This is a genomic window from Thiogranum sp. (genome assembly GCF_058323355.1).
In genome coordinates this window covers 82578-103489 of the sequence record NZ_JBTTIO010000059.1, presented here as the reverse complement: position 1 = coordinate 103489, position 20912 = coordinate 82578, and the positions used below count along the sequence as shown (strand labels likewise).

Annotated in this window: 19 protein-coding genes; 14 read left to right on the top strand and 5 right to left on the bottom strand. The window is 55.6% G+C overall.

Annotation, left to right across the window (positions count from 1 at the left end):
* Positions 1 to 12: 12 nt before the first annotated feature.
* The 5 genes from ACW81B_RS08810 to ACW81B_RS08790 all read right to left on the bottom strand — a co-directional run bounded on the left by ACW81B_RS08810 (position 13) and on the right by ACW81B_RS08790 (position 5854).
* Positions 13 to 1809, bottom strand: coding sequence for an ABC transporter ATP-binding protein (locus tag ACW81B_RS08810; RefSeq protein ID WP_491579851.1), 1797 nt, complete (start codon positions 1807 to 1809; stop codon positions 13 to 15).
* Positions 1802 to 3139 (bottom strand): 23S rRNA (uracil(1939)-C(5))-methyltransferase RlmD, encoded by a 1338-nt coding sequence (gene rlmD, locus ACW81B_RS08805; protein WP_491579850.1) that lies wholly within the window; start codon positions 3137 to 3139, stop codon positions 1802 to 1804. The genes ACW81B_RS08810 and rlmD overlap by 8 nt, the downstream gene beginning before the upstream one ends.
* On the bottom strand, positions 3132 to 3911 hold the full coding sequence (locus ACW81B_RS08800) for a 3'-5' exonuclease (RefSeq protein WP_491579849.1): 780 nt from the start codon (positions 3909 to 3911) through the stop codon (positions 3132 to 3134). Before ACW81B_RS08800 ends, rlmD begins: the two co-directional genes overlap by 8 nt.
* A 95-nt stretch (positions 3912 to 4006) precedes the next feature.
* Positions 4007 to 5107 carry a hypothetical protein gene (locus ACW81B_RS08795; RefSeq protein ID WP_491579848.1) on the bottom strand — a complete coding sequence of 367 codons (1101 nt, stop codon included), beginning with the start codon at positions 5105 to 5107 and terminating at the stop codon, positions 4007 to 4009.
* Between the two features lie 30 nt (positions 5108 to 5137).
* Positions 5138 to 5854: an HD-GYP domain-containing protein gene (locus ACW81B_RS08790; RefSeq protein WP_491579847.1), complete on the bottom strand. Its 717-nt coding sequence runs from the start codon at positions 5852 to 5854 to the stop codon at positions 5138 to 5140.
* A gap of 648 nt (positions 5855 to 6502) precedes the next feature.
* On the opposite strand from ACW81B_RS08790, the gene ACW81B_RS08785 reads away from it, so the two are divergent.
* From ACW81B_RS08785 to ACW81B_RS08720, 14 genes are all read left to right on the top strand, one after another.
* Positions 6503 to 8239 (top strand): cytochrome D1 domain-containing protein, encoded by a 1737-nt coding sequence (locus ACW81B_RS08785; protein ID WP_491579846.1) that lies wholly within the window; start codon positions 6503 to 6505, stop codon positions 8237 to 8239.
* Between the two features lie 73 nt (positions 8240 to 8312).
* Entirely contained in the window at positions 8313 to 9092 is a 780-nt protein-coding gene (gene cobA / locus ACW81B_RS08780; protein ID WP_491579845.1) for a uroporphyrinogen-III C-methyltransferase, read from the top strand.
* Entirely contained in the window at positions 9085 to 9405 is a 321-nt protein-coding gene (locus tag ACW81B_RS08775; protein ID WP_491579844.1) for a c-type cytochrome, read from the top strand. The genes cobA and ACW81B_RS08775 overlap by 8 nt, the downstream gene beginning before the upstream one ends.
* The gene (locus ACW81B_RS08770) at positions 9402 to 10568 is read left to right on the top strand and encodes a cytochrome D1 domain-containing protein (RefSeq protein WP_491579843.1); all 1167 of its coding nucleotides are present in this window, start codon (positions 9402 to 9404) and stop codon (positions 10566 to 10568) included. The genes ACW81B_RS08775 and ACW81B_RS08770 overlap by 4 nt, the downstream gene beginning before the upstream one ends.
* A gap of 2 nt (positions 10569 to 10570) precedes the next feature.
* Positions 10571 to 11563: a siroheme decarboxylase subunit beta gene (gene ahbB / locus ACW81B_RS08765; protein WP_491579842.1), complete on the top strand. Its 993-nt coding sequence runs from the start codon at positions 10571 to 10573 to the stop codon at positions 11561 to 11563.
* Positions 11564 to 12007: an Lrp/AsnC family transcriptional regulator gene (locus tag ACW81B_RS08760; RefSeq protein ID WP_491579841.1), complete on the top strand. Its 444-nt coding sequence runs from the start codon at positions 11564 to 11566 to the stop codon at positions 12005 to 12007.
* A 1-nt stretch (position 12008) separates the two neighbouring features.
* The gene (gene ahbB / locus ACW81B_RS08755; RefSeq protein ID WP_491579840.1) at positions 12009 to 12521 is read left to right on the top strand and encodes a siroheme decarboxylase subunit beta; all 513 of its coding nucleotides are present in this window, start codon (positions 12009 to 12011) and stop codon (positions 12519 to 12521) included.
* A gap of 1 nt (position 12522) precedes the next feature.
* A complete protein-coding gene (nirJ, locus tag ACW81B_RS08750) occupies positions 12523 to 13734 on the top strand; it encodes a heme d1 biosynthesis radical SAM protein NirJ (protein ID WP_491579839.1) in 1212 nt (403 codons plus the stop codon).
* Positions 13731 to 15284, top strand: coding sequence for a cytochrome D1 domain-containing protein (locus tag ACW81B_RS08745; protein ID WP_491579838.1), 1554 nt, complete (start codon positions 13731 to 13733; stop codon positions 15282 to 15284). The genes nirJ and ACW81B_RS08745 overlap by 4 nt, the downstream gene beginning before the upstream one ends.
* Before the next feature lie 116 nt (positions 15285 to 15400).
* Positions 15401 to 15835, top strand: coding sequence for a c-type cytochrome (locus ACW81B_RS08740; protein WP_491579837.1), 435 nt, complete (start codon positions 15401 to 15403; stop codon positions 15833 to 15835).
* Between the two features lie 12 nt (positions 15836 to 15847).
* The gene (locus ACW81B_RS08735; RefSeq protein WP_491579836.1) at positions 15848 to 17248 is read left to right on the top strand and encodes a cbb3-type cytochrome c oxidase subunit I; all 1401 of its coding nucleotides are present in this window, start codon (positions 15848 to 15850) and stop codon (positions 17246 to 17248) included.
* Positions 17248 to 18060, top strand: a complete 813-nt coding sequence (locus ACW81B_RS08730) for a CbbQ/NirQ/NorQ/GpvN family protein (protein WP_491579835.1) — start codon at positions 17248 to 17250, stop codon at positions 18058 to 18060. Before ACW81B_RS08735 ends, ACW81B_RS08730 begins: the two co-directional genes overlap by 1 nt.
* A 43-nt stretch (positions 18061 to 18103) precedes the next feature.
* Positions 18104 to 19060: a 4Fe-4S binding protein gene (locus ACW81B_RS08725; protein ID WP_491579834.1), complete on the top strand. Its 957-nt coding sequence runs from the start codon at positions 18104 to 18106 to the stop codon at positions 19058 to 19060.
* A gap of 5 nt (positions 19061 to 19065) precedes the next feature.
* Entirely contained in the window at positions 19066 to 20910 is a 1845-nt protein-coding gene (locus tag ACW81B_RS08720) for a nitric oxide reductase activation protein NorD (protein ID WP_491579833.1), read from the top strand.
* Positions 20911 to 20912: the final 2 nt, after the last annotated feature.

The window sequence follows — 20912 nt, the reverse complement described above, 5'->3', positions numbered from 1 at the left end:
CCCCGACATCCATCAACCATACAGGCGGCTGTACAAACCGTCTGCCTTGAGCAGATCCCTGTGCGTACCCTGCTCGGCAATCTGCCCGTTCTCGAAAACATAGACATGATCGGCCTGTTTCACGGCACTGAGGCGGTGCGCAATAATCAACACTGTGCGCCCTTCCAGGAAGGGTTTGAGCGCCTCGTGCAAGTGCGCTTCTGTTTCGGTGTCCAGCGCCGAAGTGGCTTCGTCAAAAATGACCACCCGCGGGTCATTCAACAACAAACGCGCAATCGCCATGCGCTGGCGCTGCCCACCGGACAGGCGCACACCCTGCCGGCCCAGTTGTGAATCCAGTTGCTGCGGCATATCGCGCACGCTGTCTTCCATCTGTGCAACACGCAATGCCTCCCACAACCGGTCATCCGGGTAGTCCCGCCCCAGCGTCAGGTTGTTGCGCACACTGTCATTGAACAGCACCGGGTGCTGTAGCACCGTGGCGACATGCTCACGTACCACCTCGAGTCCAATCTTCTGTACCGGCACACCATCAAAACAGATCTGCCCCTGTTGCGGCTGGTAGAGGCCGAGCAACACCTGTACCAGAGTGGACTTTCCACCGCCGCTGGCGCCGACCAGGGCGACGCGCTGTCCGGCCTCGATATTCAGACTGACACCATTCAGTACCGGCTCGTCAGGACGGTAGGCGAAATGGACATCCTCTACCTGTACAGAAACACCACGCCGACCTTCGAACGGATTCTGTTCGGTGGGATAACGAGGCTCTTCACGCAAATCAAGCAGACTGTTGATGCGCTCCAGTGCTGCACGCGCGCTATAGAACGCATACTGGATATTCAGCACCTCCTGCACCGGTCCCATCATGAACCACAGGTAGGCGAACACCGCCATCATCTCGCCGATGCTGAGCCCGGAATAAACCACCATCAGCATACTGACAGCACGAAACAGATCGAAACCCACCAGGAAAACAAAAAACGACAGGCGACTGGCGGCATCGCTCTTCCACGAAAAAGCCGCCGAGTCCTGTTTTATCTTCCAGGCCCGATCGATCACGCGCTTGAGGTAATAGCCTTCACGGTTAGCGGCCCGGACCTGCTGGATAGCATCCAGTGTTTCTGTCAGCGCACCCTGAAAAACCTCAAAGGCCTGGTTTTCACGACGTTTCAGCTGTTTGACCTGCTTGCCCAGCGACACGGTAAAATACACCACCACCGGGTTGAGAAACAGGATCAGCAAGGCCAGTTTCCAGTGCATCCACAACAGCACCCCTGCCGCACCGATGAGTGACAACACGGCGATCAGGAATTTACTCACTGTCATGCCAATGAATTCATCAACGGCATTCAGGTCAGTCACAAAGTGCGACGTCACTTCACCGCTACCCATGGCTTCGTACTCGGCCAGTGAAATTCGCTGCAGGCGTAATAACAAATCACGACGGATACGAAATACAACATCCTTGGAGATAAAACTGAATTGTCGTGTTTGCAACACCGTCAACATCACGTTGGCAAAGCGCAACACAATAGTGGTAAGTAAAATAGCGGTAATATACAACACCGGCCCGTGCCAGCTTTCCGGGAACAGCCGATTCATGGCACCGACCAGCGTTGCGGGCTCCTTGAGCAACACCTCATCGACCAGTAACGGCATCATCAGCGGCAGGGGCACACTGACCAGCACAGCAAGTATGGCGATGGCGTTTGCGAACAACAGCTCACGTCGGTGTTCGCGGACAATACCCATCACCCGCTCCCAGCTATAGCGCCCGCTTGTCACCGCCATGTCCTTTATCTCAGCCATTAACCTTCTCGAACAGGGCCATGGACTCCACATGTGCCGTGTGCGGGAACATATCCATGACACCGGCGGCAACCAGCCGGTAGCCGTGTTCATTAACCAGCAGCCCGCTATCACGCGCCAGCGACCCGGGGTGACAGGACACATAGACGATACGCTCCGCACCCAGTGTCGCGATATACGGCATCATTTCCTGTGCACCACTGCGTGGCGGGTCAAGCAGAATATGACTGTATTGCTGCTGCATCCAGCTTTGTCCCGCCGGGTCCAGGGTGAGATCAACGGCATGGTATTCCACATTGCCGATGTTGTTGTATTCGGCATTTTGCCGTGCCCTTTGCACCAGCCCGGCATCCCCTTCCACGCCGGTCACGTGCGCCGCATGACGCGCCAGTGGCAAAGTGAAATTACCCAGCCCGCAGAACAGGTCCAGTACCCGGCTGTCCTTGTCCAGATCCAGCAGCGCCAGCGCCTGGCGAATCATGGCGCGGTTGATATCGACATTCACCTGGGTGAAATCAGTCGGCTGGAACTGTATTTCGATATCATGATCGCGCAGATGACAGGACAGTTGTGACGCATCCGGCCACAAAGGCGCGACCGTATCCGGACCACCCGGCTGCAACCAGATGTGCAGGCCGGTCTTCACGGCATAATCTTTCAATATTTGTGTGTCACTGTCCGACAGGGGGTCGAGGTTGCGGAACACCAGCGCTGTGGCCGGCTCACCCACGGCGACTTCGATCTGTGCAATGCGCTCACGTGCCTGCATACCCTGAATCAACTTCGCCAGCTCATCGAGACGCTCGCCCACGGAGGGATGCAATACCTCACAGCGCCGGATATCGGCGAGAAACGGTTTGCGCTTTTCACGGAAACCGACCAGCACACGTCCTTTCTTGCGCACATATTTAACGCCCAGACGCGCCCTGGTGCGATACCCCCAGGACGGCCCGGTCAGCGCGTCGAGCACCCGCTGCGGTGTAACCTTGCCGATACGCTCCAGGTTGTCCAGCAGGGTCTGCTGCTTGGCCAGTATCTGGCTGGCCGGCGCCTGGTGCTGGAGACTGCAACCGCCACAGATTTCAAAATATGCACATTTCGGCTCGACCCGCTGTTCCGAAGCCTGAAACAGCTCACACAACCTGCCCTCATCATGTTTGCGTGATTTCCCCGTATACAGAAAGCTCAGTTCCTCACCGGGTAATGCGCCATCAATAAAGACGGCCTTGCCCTCAACATGCGCCACCCCACGTCCATCGTGGGTCATGGACTCGATCGTAACCCGTACCGGGTAGTTGGGCAGTTTTGGCTTTCTGCGACGTTTACCCATTGACCCGCCAGTGTTGCAGGAATTCACTGAAGTGCGGCTTGTTCTCCTGCCCCAGTGTTTCACGCAGCAATTCCAGCTCCTGGTCGTAGGCCTTGTGTGTCAGGTGCCCGCGGATCAACTGGAAGCGCAGGTATACCAGCCAGGTGTTCAGTACATCGGTTTCGCAATAATCACGAATACCTTCAATATCACCGGCATGAAACGCATCCCACACCTTTGCGCCGCTCATGCCCATCTTGCCGGGAAAACCGAGCATGGTCGCCACCTCATCGAGTTTGGCGTTGGCGCGCATCTGGTAGCCGGCCAGCACGTCCATCAGGTCGGTATGGCGCGCGTGGTAACGACTGAGATAGTTGTTCCATTTGAAATCCCGGTCATCATCACCGGTATCCCAGTAGCGCGGCGCCTGCACGCCGTGCAACAGTGAACGGTAGTGCAGGACCGGCAGGTCGAATCCGCCACCGTTCCATGACACCAGTGTCGGTGTGAACTTGTCTATCCCATCGAAAAACCGCTGCACCAGTTCCGCTTCATCTGCACCCGGTTCGCCCAGTGACCAGACCCTGACCTTGTCATTGTGACGCAACACCACGGAAATGGCGCAAATCCGCTGCAGGTGCAGGGGCAGAAACTCGCTACCGGTCTTTTGCTGACGCAGGTGGAACATGGCCTTGGCCACATCGGCATCGTCAAGATCCTGCAGATCGTAGAGTTTGCGACCACTCTCGACATCCGGAATGGTCTCGATATCAAAAACAAAAATATTATTCATGCGCGGCCCGGTGTCGAACTCGTCGGATTGTAAACATATGGGCTGATCCCCTGGAGGTACCGGCGTATTATACGGCCTGTTGCGCCGGCGCGGTATCAGGTCACGGATGGCGGAACATCACGTTTTGTCCCGTGATGTTCCTCATAAATCTGCAGGTATTCCTTCTCCATACTGGCAAACTTGTCGGACAACTCGGCGTAGGCTTTCTGCTGCTCAAGCTGCTGCTTGCGAAGCGCCTCCTTTTCCTCGGCATCTTTCCGGTCCTTTTCCAGTTCCTGGGTCAACAGCATGGAAATCTGCCCCTGCAAGAACTGGTTCTCTTCCTCAATGACTGAAATAACAGTCTCCAGTTCACGGTTACTTTCTTCCAGGATTTCCAGCGCCAGCGCGAGTTTTTCCTTGTCGGATAATTCGGCTTTCTGCTGTGTAATCAATGCCGCCAGTTCGGTAATTCGCTGCTCCTGCAGGGAAATAATATTGCGTATACTTTCAACCCCCTGGTCAATACCCGACAGGGTACCCGCAATACTCTCACTGCCCGTTTCAATCGGCTCGGACGTCTTGCGCAGAATCTCCGAGAAGGCATCTTCCACATTTTCCAGCTGCGAACTCATCTGACGATTTTCCCGTTCAAGTTCCTCCAGCAAACGCTTCAACTCGGGTGACTGCTCCTCGGCAGGAATCATGCGTTGCAGTTCCGTCTTCAGGCTCTCACCACGCACATTGTTTTCGTCTACCTTACCTTTAAGTTCAAAGAACAGGTCACGAAACTGCTCCAGGTTGGCCAGGCGCTTTTCGTATGAATGCACCTGCAGTTGCAATGATTCAACCTGTGGCGATATGACATCATCGGGAAATAGTGGTGACAGTGATTCTTCCAGCAAGTCCCATAACTTGTCCTCATCCTGGCCTGCCCGGTCAACCGCCTGCTGCTCTGCCCTGAGAAAAGCCAGGCGCATTTCGACCAGTTTCTTTCCATCAGCTGTATCCGTGTCATTCATAGCCGCCAGACGGGCATCCGCCTGGCGTACTGCCTGCTGCAGGCAGGCAACATACTGGTCCTGGGCAGCCGGCTCGTTATTTTCTCTGCTACCACCCTGGCGTCGACTGCGCCGAAAATACAGGTAGGCCGAAAAAAGCAGGCCGGCAAACAGGACTTCCAGCAGAACAAGTGCCGCAAACGTGGATATTTCCATAGAGTTGTGACTCCTGCTCGCCCCGTCCCGCTAATGCCAGGCCCTGACCATCAGCGCCGGGTTCAGTTCGTCCGTCATCGGGGTATAAAAATCTACAATACGGTATCTTTCTTCATGTGTATCCCGCACTGGCTGTTCTTCCGAGTAACGATCATCCTGCTGTTTGACGACCATCACGCTCGGGTGCGCCGTGTCATCAGGATCCCTGTGTATGACAACAGCAATCTCACCGTTTGCCAGTTCGACCGGGGTACCCGGCGGGTATACCCCTACTACCTTAACCATAAGCCTGGCAAGAGCTTCACCATACTTCCCGGCATTCAGGTAAATCCGCTTCAGGGCTTTTGCTGAATCAGGCGTTCTGCCTGCACGTGGCAGAACCCCGGCAAGGTAACAATCGACCACCCCAACGATACGCGCAGTTTCCACTATATTATCGCCGTCCAGTCCAAGCGGGTAACCGCTCCCGTCCCGCAATTCATGATGCTGGCGTACCGTCTGCAGCCAGGATGGATCACTCACACCCAGCGACTCAAGCAGTTCAGCAGAGCGGCCGGGGTGTTGGAAACGCGCTCGATCCTGTTCATCCGTTAACGGGCCGGCCTGATTTGCCCACTCATCATGATATTCGAACATACCAAGGTTCGCTGTCAGTGCTGCACTGCCAAGCACGCGCAGCCGGGGCTGGTCATAGGCCAGTATTTGCGCGAACTGTGTGGCAAGAAACAGTGAGTAGATTGCGTGCAATGACTGGTACTGCGGCCGTGATTGAAGTGGACCGCGGCACGGCAAATAGCAGGGTGCTCTGTGAACAGGCATGTTCCCGACTCTACCAGCGCGTGCACCGTAGACAAATCCGTGGGCGGACCATGGCAAATACCGGCAAACACCTCGATAACCCGGTCCGCCAGGTGTTCGATAATGCGCAGCGGACCCACCACAGTGTGCGCCCGTAATGCAGCGGCTGCCGAGTGTACGCGCGCAGGCGTCTCCGCCACACCATCAGACACAGTGACAACCTGCAAATTCATCGTCAGGATGCGCTCACGACTTGCAAGTGTATTGATAATAAAACCCTTGCGGAACATGACTCTGCCCTGTCGGTTGCACAAATCCCACGGAATTGCCTTACCGACAGGCAACATGGCTTCCGTCAACTCCATCCCGTCTACCTCCCTTGACACTATCGGCAGACACTCACAGGGAAAACCCCGTCGGTTTCCGCGCCGCACTTCCTTGACAGGCGGATATTATGCCGAAAAAACAGCCAGATCAAACCCGGCAATGACCTCATACGGCTTCGGCTCCGGCTTGATATATATCAAGGACACCCTGCAAATCACGGCCCGATAATCAGCACTCACACGATTTCCTGATGCCTGCGGAGGGACTGCAATGAAAACCTCGACTTTTAGCTCACGCAAGGGGTTGCTCGGCCTGACGATAGCCGCCCTGTTGACCGGACCTGCAATAGCACTTGCGGACAAACACAAACACCCGACGACCGAAGCTGAAACAAAGTATGAAGGCGCTCCATCCGTCGTTGACACGAGCAAAACAAAGGACCTGATAACTACCGATGGGCCGGCCATGACAGTTGATGAATTCAACCACGCCAAGCAGATATTTTTTGAACGCTGCGCCGGCTGCCACGGTGTTTTACGCAAGGGTGCCACCGGCAAACCACTCACGACAGACATTACCCGTCAGCGTGGGATCGCTGCTCTCAAGGCCTTTATCACCTATGGCTCACCGGCCGGGATGCCCAACTGGGGGACCTCGGGTGACCTGACTCCGGACCAGATAGACCTCATGGCACGTTATCTTCAGCATGAACCTCCACAGCCTCCGGAATGGGGTATGGAGGAAATGAAGGCCACCTGGAAAGTTGTCGTACCAGTGGACAAACGTCCGAACAGAAAAATGAACAGGTACAATATCGAGAATATCTTCTCGGTTACCCTGCGGGATGCCGGGCAGATTGCACTGATCGATGGCGATAGCAAGAAGATTATCAATGTTATCGACACCGGTTATGCCGTACATATTTCCAGACTGTCAGCATCCGGACGTTATCTGTATGTCATCGGCCGCGACGCCAGGGTAAATCTTATTGATCTGTGGATGAAGAAACCCGACACCGTGGCAACCATCAAGACCGGGATGGAGGCGCGTTCGGTCGAAACCTCGAAGTACAAGGGATTCGAGGACAAATATGCGATTGCCGGTTCCTACTGGCCACCCCAGTACGTGATTATGGATGGTGATACGCTGGAGCCAAAAAAGATTGTCTCAACCCGCGGCATGACGGTAGATACCCAGGCGTACCATCCGGAACCGCGCGTAGCCGCAATTGTCGCCTCTCACGAACACCCCGAGTTCATTGTCAACGTCAAGGAAACCGGCAAGATTCTGCTGGTGAACTATGAGGACATCGACAACCTTTCAGTCACCACCATACCGGCAGCACGATTCCTGCACGACGGCGGCTGGGACTCCACTCACCGTTACTTCCTGACAGCGGCGAACAAGTCCAACAAGATTGCCGTCATCGATTCGAAAGATCGCGATCTGAAAGCGCTGATCGATGTCACCAAAATCCCGCATCCGGGACGTGGCGCAAACTTTGTTCACCCGAAGTATGGGCCTGTCTGGGGCACCAGTGCACTGGGCAACGATCACATTACACTGATCGGCACCGACCCGGCAAAACACCCTGAAAACGCCTGGAAGGTTGTGCAGATACTAAAGGGCCAGGGTGGCGGATCCCTGTTCATCAAGACACACCCGAAGTCCAGTAACCTCTGGGTGGATACCCCACTGAACCCTGACACGAAAATCAGCCAGTCGGTTGCCGTGTTCGATATCAATAATCTCGACAAGGGCTACACCGTCCTGCCAATTGCGGAATGGGCCGGGCTGGGTAAAGGCCCGAAACGTGTCGTCCAGCCGGAGTACAACAAGGCCGGCGATGAAGTGTGGTTCTCGGTATGGAACGGCAAGACTGAGGAGTCAGCCCTGGTTGTGGTTGATGACAAGACCCGCAAGCTGAAAAAGGTCATCAAGGACAAGCGGCTTGTGACACCAACCGGCAAGTTCAACGTGTATAACACCGTGCACGACGTTTACTGAGAAAACGGGATAACGGCGGGAAGTGCCCTGGTACTTCCCGCCCGGGGCCCGCAACACTGACGGGGCATCGACAATGACGAAAAAAGGCAAGATATATCTGGTAGGTGCAGGACCGGGAGACCCCGACCTGCTTTCTGTCAAGGCACTGCGCCTGTTGCAAAGTGCGGAAGTCATCGTATACGACCGGCTTGTCTCCAGCGAAATCATGCAATATGCCGCCGACGCCGCAACACGCATTTATGTGGGAAAGACTACCGGACACCACACGCTGAAACAGGAAGAAATCAACGCCCTGCTGGTAACACTGGCGGGTAACGGACAAGACGTGGTGCGCCTGAAGGGTGGTGACCCGTTCATCTTCGGCCGCGGCAGTGAGGAAGCACTGGCGCTGGCACATGCACAGATTTCCTTTGAGGTGATACCCGGCATCACGGCTGCCCAGGCCTGTGCTGCCTATGCCGGCATTCCGCTGACACACCGTGGTCTGTCACGAGGCGTACAGTTTATTACCGGGCACCGCAAAAACAACGACGAATTACAGATTGACAAGTCCACTCTCGCAGACCCGGGGCAAACTCTGGTGGTATACATGGGGCTCGCCAATCTGACCAGGATCGTTAGCGACATCATTGACGCAGGGCGGGCTGCACACACGCCTGCTGCCATTATCGAGCGTGGCACCACTGCACAACAGCGTACTGTATTGACAACGCTTGGGCAGCTACCGGTCGCCGCCCGACGCCATGCGATTGAATCACCTGCCATGCTGGTAATCGGCGAAGTCGTCAATCTCGCACATGATCTTGTCTGGTTTACGCCCATACTCGAAGAGGCTCAGCGCCGTTATGCGTAAACACCTGCACTGGCTCCTGTTTGTGATGTTGTTACCGGGACTGCTGAATGCAGCCCCCTCGGCCGAACGACAGGCTGAGCTGCGAAACCTGCTCTACCAGGACTGCGGTTCCTGCCATGGCATGAAACTGACAGGAGGGCTTGGGCCGGCACTGACGCCAGATGCCTTGCAGGGGAAACCGCGTGAACTGTTACTCGCGACAGTCCGGGAGGGGCGAAGTGGCACACCTATGCCGCCCTGGAAACAGCAGTTGACTGATACAGACATTGCCTGGCTGGTCAATCTTCTCCTCAATCCGGAGAGCACGCCGTGAAAGGTCTGTGGCTGACCTTGTTACTTTCTGTCTGTACAACGGCTGTCGCGGATACGTTACGCGGGACCGGAGACCTCGGCGTAGTGATCGAGCGCGCCGATGGACAACTGCTACTGGTTGAACACAGTGGTGACACAATACTCTCACAAGTCACTGGACTCGGTGATCTCTCCCACGCTTCAGTCGTCTTCTCAAGGGACGAACGTTTTGCTTATGTGTTTGGCCGTGATGGCGGCCTGACAAAGGTTGACCTGTTGCAGAGCAAGGTCGTCAAGCGCGTCATGCAGTCAGGCAACAGCATCGGCGGTGCCATTTCACAGGATGGAAAGCTGGTGGCTGCGTCCAACTACACTCCCGGTGGTGTCCGGGTATTCAGTGCCGACACACTTGAACTGGTCGCCGATATCCCGGCGGAATATGCCAATGGAAAACGATCAAAAGTGGTTGGCCTGGTCGATGCACCCGGCCAGCAGTTTGTGTTCAGCCTGTACGATGCAGACCAGATCTGGATTGCCGACATGCACGATCCTGCCAAACCGGTCATCAGCCGATTTAAAAATGTCGGGCACCTGCCCTACGACGCATTGATTACCCCGGACGGGCGTTACTACATCGCCGGTCTTTTCGGTGACGACAAACTCACTCTGCTGGACTTGTGGCACCCGGATAAAGGTGTTCGTTCAATCCTGGACGGCTATGCAAAACACGATGAAAGACTGCCGGTCTACAAAATGCCGCATCTTGAAGGCTGGGCTATCGCCGGCAGGCAGGCTTTTGTACCGGCCGTGGGACAGCACAAGGTACTGGTAGTCGATACCGACAACTGGCAGAACCTGGACGAGATCGATGTTCATGGCCAGCCGGTGTTCGTCATGGCGCGCCCGGATGGCCGGCAGATCTGGGTGAACTTTGCTCACCCGGACAACGATACCGTTCAGATCATCGACACGGAAAGCCACCACATCATCAAAACACTGAAACCCGGAAAAGCCGTACTGCACATGGAATTTACACCCCGCGGTGAAAAACTGTGGATGTCAGTGCGCGATGACAATCGCATTCAGGTCTATGACACCGCAACCCTGAACTTACTGAAAACACTACCGGCCAAAAAACCCAGCGGGATATTTTTTACCGACCGCGCCCACCGTACAGGTCTGTAATTATGGAAGCCCTGACCGAACAGCTGCTCAATAACTACCAGCGTAACTTCCCGCTGCTGCCGACTCCGTTTGAGCATATTGCCCGCTCTCTGAATACCGATAGCGGTACTGTACTGCAACGCCTGAAAATCCTGCGGGATAAAGGGGCGGTCAGCCGGATCGGGGCAGTATTCAAACCCAATACTGTTGGTGTCAGCACACTGGCGACAGTCGCTGTACCTGATATCCTGCTGGAAACCGTAGCGCGGATCATCAACACCTTTCCGCAGGTCAACCACAACTACGAACGTGAGCACAAGTATAACCTGTGGTTTGTAGTAACCGCTGAAAGCAGTGAAATTCTGGATGAGACGTTGAAACAGATTGAAGGTCGTATCAACTACCCTGTTCTGTCCCTGCCGCTACTCCGCGACTACCATATTGATCTCGGGTTCCGCATGCAGCTGCGTCATCAGCCCGAACCGGTCGCACTGGAAGCACAATGCACCATGACAGAAGCCCCGGAGAATCCCGTTGATAGCGGCTGCGCAGAAGACCTGATCGAGGCTATCCAGGAAGGTCTGCCACTCGTCGCTCGTCCCTACCTGGACCTTGCCAATCGACTTGGCTGGACAGAACAGCAGGTAATCGGGCAATTGCGGCAGATGCTCGAAAGCGGTGTGATCAAACGTCTCGGCGTAGTGGTTCGCCACCACGAGCTGGGCTACCGTGCCAACGCCATGGTGGTCTGGGATGTCCCGGATGCAGACGTAGACCGGCTGGGTCACCAGCTCGGCCAGCAGGACTGTGTGACACTTTGCTACCAGCGCCCGCGTCACCTGCCCGACTGGCCCTACAACCTGTTCTGCATGGTACACGGCAAGGACCGCAACGATGTACTGGACTGTGTTGAACGTATGACTGAAGGGTTGGGCCTGGCATCCATATCCAGGTCAGTGCTGTTCAGCGGCCGCCGTTTCAGGCAACGTGGCGCACGTTACCGGGGTAGACACTAGATGGACGAGCTTGACCGCCGCATTATCAATCATCTGCAGGGTGGATTTCCGGTGAGTGAACGCCCTTACCGGGATGCTGCGCGCAAACTGGGAACCAGTGAAAGTGAATTGATCACCCGCATTCGCTGTATGCTCGATGATGGCCTGCTTACCCGCTTTGGCCCCCTGTTTCATGCAGAACGTATGGGTGGCGCACTAAGCCTGTGCGCCCTGAAAGTACCTGAAATACAGTTTGACGAAATAGCGGAAAAGGTCAACAGCTTCCCGGAAGTTGCCCACAACTACCAGCGCGAACATGAAATGAATATGTGGTTTGTACTGGCCACCGAAACACCGCAACAGCTGGACAGGACGATCAGGCAGATTGAGGGCTGTACCGGGCTCAAGGTATATAATTTTCCTAAACAGGCAGAGTACTACGTTGGACTGAATCTTCAGGTGTGACATGCAGGATCCGCTATCAGACAACACAGACAATCTGGCACCGGATGACCTCGACCGGCGGCTGGTACTCGCTACACAGGCCGGCTTGCCACTGCATGCAAGACCCTGGCACTGGCTCGCGACCGAACTTGGCGTAGAGCCGGAACATATCATGGCACGCATACAGGCCATGCTCGAGGATGGCCGTGTCCGCCGTATTGGTGTACTACCCAACCACTACCGACTGGGTTACATCGCCAATGGTATGTCGGTATGGGACATACCCGACGGGATAGTTGACGAAATTGGCAACCAGGTCGGCAGGCTGCCCGCCGTGAGTCACTGTTACCAGCGGCCCCGTTGCCTGCCCGAATGGCCCTATAACCTGTTTGCCATGGTGCATGGTCACGATCGACAGGAAGTTATGGATGAAGTTGAAAAGATTGCCGGCATGCTGGGCGATCGGGCCCGCAGCCACGACATTCTGTTCAGCACCCGCATCCTGAAGAAAACCGGCTTAAGAATAGGAGGCTGATATGTTCCGGATATCACAATACATGCGTGAACTCGATCAGCCAGCGGATAATCCGGTATCACGCCAGCCATCCGGGCCGGTGGTCATCTGGAACCTGATACGACGCTGTAACCTGACCTGTAAACACTGTTACTCGATTTCAGCGGATATCGATTTTCCCGGCGAACTGTCAACCGCCGAGGTCTTTACCACCATGGATAACCTGCATGACTTTGGTGTTCCGGTATTGATCCTGTCTGGCGGCGAGCCTTTATTGCGGCCGGATATCCTTGATATCTCACGGCGTGCCAGGGAAAAAGGGTTTTATGTCGGCCTGTCCACCAATGGCACCCTGATCAATGAAAATAACATCGACGACATCGCCGCCATGGACTATGACTACGTCGGCATCAGTATCGACGGCATGCGCGAAACACATGACCGTTTCCGCCAGAAACAGGGCGCCTTCGATGCCTCCATGCGCGCTATCCGGCTGTGCCGTGATGCCGGAATCAAGGTAGGTATGCGCTTTACCCCAACACAGGACAATGCCCACGAGTTACCACTGCTAATGGATGTCATGCGCGAGGAGCAGGTTAATAAACTCTACGTTTCTCACCTCAATTACGGCGGCCGTGGTAACAGAAACCGGCGTTCGGATGTTATTCACCAGACCACGCGCCAGGTGATGAACCTGCTGTTTGATCGCTGCCGGGAAGATATTCAGGCCGGTCGACAGACCGAGTATGTCACCGGCAACAACGACGCGGATGGTGTCTACCTGCTGCAGTGGGTGAAGAAAAATTATCCGCAACGCTATGGCTATATGCACCGACGGCTCACCCGGTGGGGTGGTAATTCGTCAGGGGTCAACATCGCCAACATTGACAACCTCGGTAATGTGCACCCTGACACCTTCTGGTGGAACTACAATCTGGGCAATGTGAAGGAACGGCCCTTCTCTGAAATCTGGAAGGACCGCAGCGACCCTTTGATGGATGGACTGAAACAATCACCACGCCCACTGAAAGGGCGCTGCAGGGTGTGCAGATATCAGGCTGTCTGTGGCGGCAATACACGCGTACGCGCCTTCCAGCTGACCGGCGACCCCTGGTGGGAAGACCCGGCCTGTTACCTGGATGACGAGGAGCTGGGTATCAATGAAGCTGAATATGCCGATGACAAACCCGAACCGGCTGCACTCGCAATACGCACGATAAGGCGCGCAAGTTGAATCGCTTCATCCTTCTTCTGCTGCTACTGGCAGCGGCTGTTTCGGGCGCTGCCAGTGCAACGGATGCCTCGCAACTGTTCAAAACACACTGCGCCAGTTGTCATGGCGAGAACCGACTGGGCGCTATGGGGCCTGCCCTGTTACCGGAAAACCTGCACCGCTTGCGCAAAAACAGCGCTTCCGGTGTTATTGCAAACGGCTTGCCCGCCACGCAGATGCCGGCCTTTGGCAAGACACTCGACAGCACGCAAATCGCGGCCCTCGTTGATTACATTTACACGCCACCGTCACACCCCCCTGTCTGGGGTGAGCAGGAAATCCGTACCAGCCACATCGTATATCCTGTCGCCCGGCAGTCCCGCCCTGATGACAGGCCAGTGTATCAGGCCGACCCGCTCAATCTGTTCCTGGTAGTAGAGGCAGGCGACCACCATGTCACCGTACTTGATGGTGACCGCATGGAACCCATCCAGCGCTTTAAATCACGCTTTGCCCTGCATGGTGGCCCCAAATTCTCTTCCACTGGCCGCTATGTCTATTTTGCCTCACGTGATGGCTGGATCACAAAGTATGATATGTACCGGCTGCAGGTTGTTGCTGAAATACGTGCCGGTATCAATACCCGTAATGCCGCAGTTTCTGCTGATGACCGGTATGTCATGGTTGGTAACTACCTGCCGCATACCCTGGTACTGCTGGATGCAAATGATCTTGGCCTGATAAAAATCATCGACGTAAAGGACGACTTTGGTAACAGCTCGCGGGTCAGCGCAGTGTATACCGCACCACCGCGGCAAAGTTTTGTTGTTGCCCTGAAAGACCTCAAGGAAGTCTGGGAAATCAGCTACGCGGATAAACCGGAACCGGTTTATAACGGCCTGATGCACGACTACCGGTTGCAGGAGGGCATGGCCGAAACCGGGAAATTCCCGGTACGACGAATCCGCCTCGACGATTATCTGGACGATTTCTTCTTTGACCCATCCTATGAACACCTGATTGGTGCTGCACGCAATGCGCGCAACGGTCAGGTAGTCAACCTGCTGGTGGGACGAAAGATTGCCGACCTCGAGTTGTCCGGCATGCCCCACCTTGGTTCGGGTATCACATGGAAATACAGGGATACACGCGTACTGGCAACACCCAATCTGAAACAGGGGGTGGTGACGATTATCGACATGAGCAACTGGAAAACGCTTAAAAAAATCAAAACTGACGGCCCGGGATTCTTCATGCGCAGCCATGAGAACACGCCCTACGCATGGGTCGATGTATTTGTCGGGCCGCACCGTGATGTTGTACACGTCATCGACAAGAAAACGCTGGAAATTGTAAAAACCCTGAAACCCGTGCCCGGCAAAACTTCCGGGCATGTTGAGTTTACCCGGGATGGCAAAAAAGCCCTGCTGAGCATCTGGGAAACAGATGGTGCAGTGATTGTCTATGATGCTGATTCCTTACAGGAATTAAAGCGCCTGCCCATGAACAAGCCAGTCGGGAAATACAATGTCTACAACAAAATCACCCGCTCGGAAGGTACCAGCCACTAAAGGCCCGGCTCACCTGCAATGACGAGAAATTCCGGTCTTGATATATATCAAGGACAGCCTCGCCAGCCACATCGTTAAATCACTCCCGGGTTCCGGAAAAAAGAGGTGAGTCAATCATGAGTGATGTATTCACAAAAAGCATGGCAAGGAATATCTACTACGGGGGAAGCGTGTTCTTCTTCCTGCTGTTCCTCGCCCTGACATTCGATACTCTGGGAGAAGTCCCGAAACGCGACAACCACGAAGCACTCACCGGGCAGGTCGCCCTTGGCAAGAGGATCTGGGAACAGAATGACTGTATCGGCTGCCACACATTACTGGGCGAAGGCGCCTACTTTGCACCGGAACTGGGTAATGTCTACACGCGCTTCGGCAATTCCACAGATGCCATTGTTGCCTTCATCAAGAGCCGCCCGGTGGACGGCATACCCGGACGCCGCAGTATGCCGCAATTCAACCTGACAGATGAAGAGCTGGAAGCCGTCGCGGCTTTTCTGAAATATGCCAGCGAAATCAATACTGCCAACTGGCCACCAAATATCCAGGGCTGAGGGGGATACATTATGAAATATTCTTCACAATCTGTTGCAAAACCCTACTTTATTGCTGCCATCGGCCTGTTCATTGGACAAATCCTGTTTGGTGTCATTCTTGGCCTGCAATATGTCATCGGTGACTTCCTGTTTCCGGAGATCCCCTTCAACGTTGCACGCATGGTACACACCAACCTGCTGATTGTGTGGTTGCTGTTCGGCTTCATGGGTGCAGCCTACTACCTGGTTCCGGAAGAAGCTGAACGCGAGCTGCACAGCCCGTTACTGGCGAAAGTTCTGTTCTGGGTATTCCTGGCGGCCGGTGTGTTGACCATCCTCGGTTACCTCCTGGTGCCCTATGCAAGGCTGGCTGAAATCACCATGAATGACCTGCTTCCCACCATGGGGCGCGAGTTCCTGGAGCAACCGACCATTACCAAGATCGGTATTGTGATTGTGGCACTGGGTTTCCTCTACAATATCGGCCTGACGATACTGGCCGGTCGAAAGACCGTGGTTAACCTGGTATTACTGACCGGACTGACAGGGCTGGCGGTATTCTTTCTGTTCTCCTTCTATGTCCCCGACAACCTCGTCACCGACAAATATTTCTGGTGGTGGGTCGTCCATCTCTGGGTAGAAGGAGTGTGGGAACTGATCCTGGGCGCTATTCTTGCCTTCGTACTGATCAAGGTGACCGGTGTTGACCGTGAAGTGATCGAAAAATGGCTGTATGTCATTATCGCGATGACCCTGATTACCGGCATTATCGGTACCGGTCACCACTTCTACTGGATCGGTACACCGGAGTACTGGCAGTGGTGGGGATCCATCTTCTCGGCCATGGAACCGATTCCGTTCTTCATGATGACAGTGTTCGCGTTCAACATGGTCAACCGCCGCCGCCGCGAGCACCCCAATAAAGCAGCTGTATTGTGGGCCCTGGGAACGGCGGTGATGGCATTTCTCGGTGCAGGTGTGTGGGGCTTCCTGCACACACTGGCCCCGGTGAACTATTACACTCATGGTACCCAGATCACTGCGGCACACGGCCATATGGCATTCTATGGCGCCTACGTGATGATAGTACTGACCATCATCTCCTATGCAATGCCAAAACTGCGTGGCGGGGAAGCCGCCAGTCCGCGCGCCCAGGTGGTGGAGATGTGGTCGTTCTGGCTGATGACGGTGTCAATGGTGTTTATCACGCTGTTCCTCACCGGTGCCGGTGTGCTACAGGTATGGATGCAACGCTACACAGAAACACCCCAGGCATTCATGGTGGTTCAGGAGAAGATTTCCATTTTCTACTGGCTGCGTGAGTTCGCGGGCCTGGTGTTCCTGGCCGGACTGGTCCTGTATGTCATCTCGTTTTTCGTCAAGGGTGGTGAGCACCAGACAGCACCCGCAGGCACGGTGGATACCGCCTGATGGAAATTGTCGCAACTCACCCGGCCTCCTTCGAGGATCTGCCCTTCTACCAGCCACAGGGGCACGAGGTAGAGCTGTTTGAATACGCCTGGCGTAACCAGTTGCCGATGCTGCTGAAAGGGCCTACCGGCTGTGGCAAGACCCGCTTTGTCGAGCACATGGCGGCACGACTGGGACGCCCGCTGTATACCGTCGCCTGCCACGACGACCTGACAGCAGCGGACCTGGTTGGCCGTCACCTTATCGGTGACGGTTCAACCTACTGGAATGATGGACCGTTGACCCGCGCGGTACGGGAGGGAGCAATCTGTTACCTCGACGAAGTGGTGGAAGCGCGCAAGGACACTACGGTAGTGTTGCACCCGCTATCAGACAACCGGCGCATTCTACCCATCGACCGTACCGGTGAGACCCTGCATGCGCCACCCGAGTTCATGCTGGTAGTATCTTACAACCCGGGATACCAGAACATGCTCAAGGGCATGAAGCCGTCGACACGCCAGCGATTCGTTTCCGCACGTTTTGATTTTCCGGGCGCGCAAACTGAACAGGATATCGTGGTACGTGAAACCGGAGTCGAACCCGCACTGGCCAGACGCCTGGTTGAGCTTGCACACGGGCTGCGAGCCCTGAAAGACCATGACATCGAAGAATCGGCTTCCACCCGCCTGCTGATTTATACCGCCCAACTGATACGGGATGGTTTCGAAGCCACACAAGCCTGCCGTGCCGCCCTGATCGAACCGCTAACCGATGACGTGGCAACCGTTGATGCCCTGATGGAAGTCGTTCAGGCCAGTTTCGGAGACTAGAGTGAATGTATGTGTACCCGCTGATTGGTCACTGGTTCCGGACATGAACCGCGTGCAACGGCAACGACTGGCCTGGCGCAGCATTTTCTTTGCCCTGTTCATACTGGCACCGCCACTGGATCTTTTCCGCCTGGATCTCTATCAGGGACACTTTATTTTTCTTGGTATGCCATGGACGCTGGGGGTACATGATGCCGGCAGTCTGCAAGCCAGCATAAATCTTGTCGTACGCGTGTTCGTGCCACTGTTTGGGCTGATCGGTTTTGGTGTCTGGTTGTCATGGCGATATGGTCGCCTGTACTGCGGCTGGTTATGCCCGCACTTCTCGGTCGTGGAAGCCATCAACAGCCTGATGCGGCGTGCCAGCGGCAAGGTGACACTCTGGCAACGCGAACCACTACCGGAAGTACAGCGGGACGGCACTGAAGTACACCCGGGCAAAGCTGCCTGGGTACTGGTTGTACTGGCGGTAGTGGGTTTTTCACTACTCTGGGCGGTAACATTCCTGACCTATCTGCTTCCACCTGCGGAGGTGTGGAGTAACCTGATCAATGGCGAGTTGACTCGCAACCAGTTTATTTTTATTGGCGCCGCCACCCTGCTGCTGAGTATTGAATTCAGTCTGGCCAGACACCTGTTCTGCCGCTACGGTTGTGCAGTCGGTCTGTTCCAGAGCCTGGTCTGGATGGCCAATCCCAGGGCGCTGGTCGTCGGTTTTGACCGACGGCGTGCTGCGGACTGCGCTGACTGTGACGCATCCTGTGAACACGCCTGCCCGATGCGCCTGAAACCACGCCAGATCAAACGCAAGATGTTTACCTGCACCCAGTGCCAGCAGTGTATACAGGCGTGTGAACGGGTCAACCAGCCGAAACGGCAGCCCGGCCTGCTCACCATGCTGGAAGGCCAGTGCGCGCTGGATGTCTCCGAACGGGACTTTGGACGACGCCCCGATGTGCCGGCAAGCTGTTTCCCTGAAATGCCAACAGGAGAAAACTAGACGCCATGGAAGAATGGGTCGGCCAACTCTGGCATAGCATTATTACCCGTGCCGCCCGGCGTGAATACCCGCAGGCCGCGGTGTATCTCGATGAGATCCGCAAGCCGGCCGCGGTACTTTTCCGCGCACTGGGTGGTGATGGTGGCCTGCGTATCGAGACAGCCAGTGAAACTGACACCGGTGCGCGAAGAAATCTGCTCAGCCGGATCGCCGGCAGCAATCGGCGTATTGAACTCGCCTGGCGTGACCAGCACACGCTGCGCCTGCCGGCGCGTATTGCCTGGTTTGCCGAACGTGAGCTCAATCGTGAGTTGTACCTGTGGCTTGCAGCACTGGCTGCTCATAGCACGCAGCATGAAGGAGACTGGTTACAGAAAAATACGGCGGCCAGTGCAGCGCTGCTGTCATCCCATCCTGGATTGAGGCGACGCTATCAACGACTCGTCGCAGCGCACCTTGAACAGCGCCCCGACCCACACAAACTGAAAACAGACGAGGCTGAACAGGAAAAAAGGATTTGTCACGGACTGCTACACCCGCAAGACACCACGACATCGCTGGTTGCAGCCAGTGTCGCCCCGCAACCGGTTCCACTGTGGCTTCATCCCGAACCACCGGTCACGTCAGATGCCCGGCTGGCCGGGAGTGAAAACGATGACAGCGACGGGGATGAGCAGGAACAACACAGTGAACAGGTTGATTCAGGCAAACGCCACCGTGGCGAACGCGTCGATATGCCGGATGAGAAAGGCGGTTTGCTGGCCTTCCGGCTGGAAAGCCTGTTCACCCGCGCTGAATTCGTCAACGTCGACCGTACCACGGAAGAAAGCGAGGATGACGATGCCGGATCGGCACTCGAAGACATGGACGTGGTCAGTGTGGCAAGGGATCGCAAACGGGTAGCCTCACGCCTGCGATTTGACCTCGACCTTCCGCCGGAAGACAACGACGACCTCTACCTGGATGAAGGTATCGCTCTTCCAGAGTGGGATTACCGGCAACAGATCCTGCAAAATGACCACTGCCGCCTGCAACCAATGCAGGCGCGCGACGTGGAACCCCTTCCCCTGCCATTACATCTTCAGGTCAAGGCGCGTCGCCTGCGCCGGCTGTTTGAAGCCCTGAAGCCAGGGCGCCAGTGGCTGAATGCACAAACAGACGGCAGTGAACTGGATCTGAATGCCCTGATCGACCAGGCAACAGACCGTCTGCGGGGTATACACAGCAGCGAGACCAGTCTCTATCGACGTTTCGAGAACACCGAACGCAACCTGTCCTGCCTGCTGCTCGCCGACCTTTCACTGTCGACCGATGCACACATCAACAATGACCAGCGAATCATCGATGTGATCCGCGACAGCCTGTTTCTGTTTTCCGAATCCCTGCAGGCAACCGGCGACCGCTTTGCCCTCTACGGTTTTTCATCACGACGACGTAATCACGTTCGCTTTCATACTCTGAAAGCGTTTTCTTCGCGCTACGATGACCAGGTACGTGGCCGCATTCATGCCATACGGCCGGGATACTACACGCGTATGGGCGCGGCGATTCGCCACGCCACTAACCTGATTGACAAGGAACTATCGCAGCAAAAGCTGTTATTGCTGCTCACAGACGGGAAACCCAATGACCTGGACAAGTACGAAGGTCGTTACGGCGTCGAGGATACTCGCAAGGCCGTGCATGAGGCGCTGGAGCATGGTGTGCGTCCCTTTTGTATCACTATCGACGAGAAGGCGGGCGATTACCTGCCCTACCTGTTTGGCAGCAGTTCCTATATCCTGGTGCGCAATGCCGGCGAGTTGCCGGCGAAATTGCCGCTGCTCTACGCACGGCTGACGAGTGAATAACT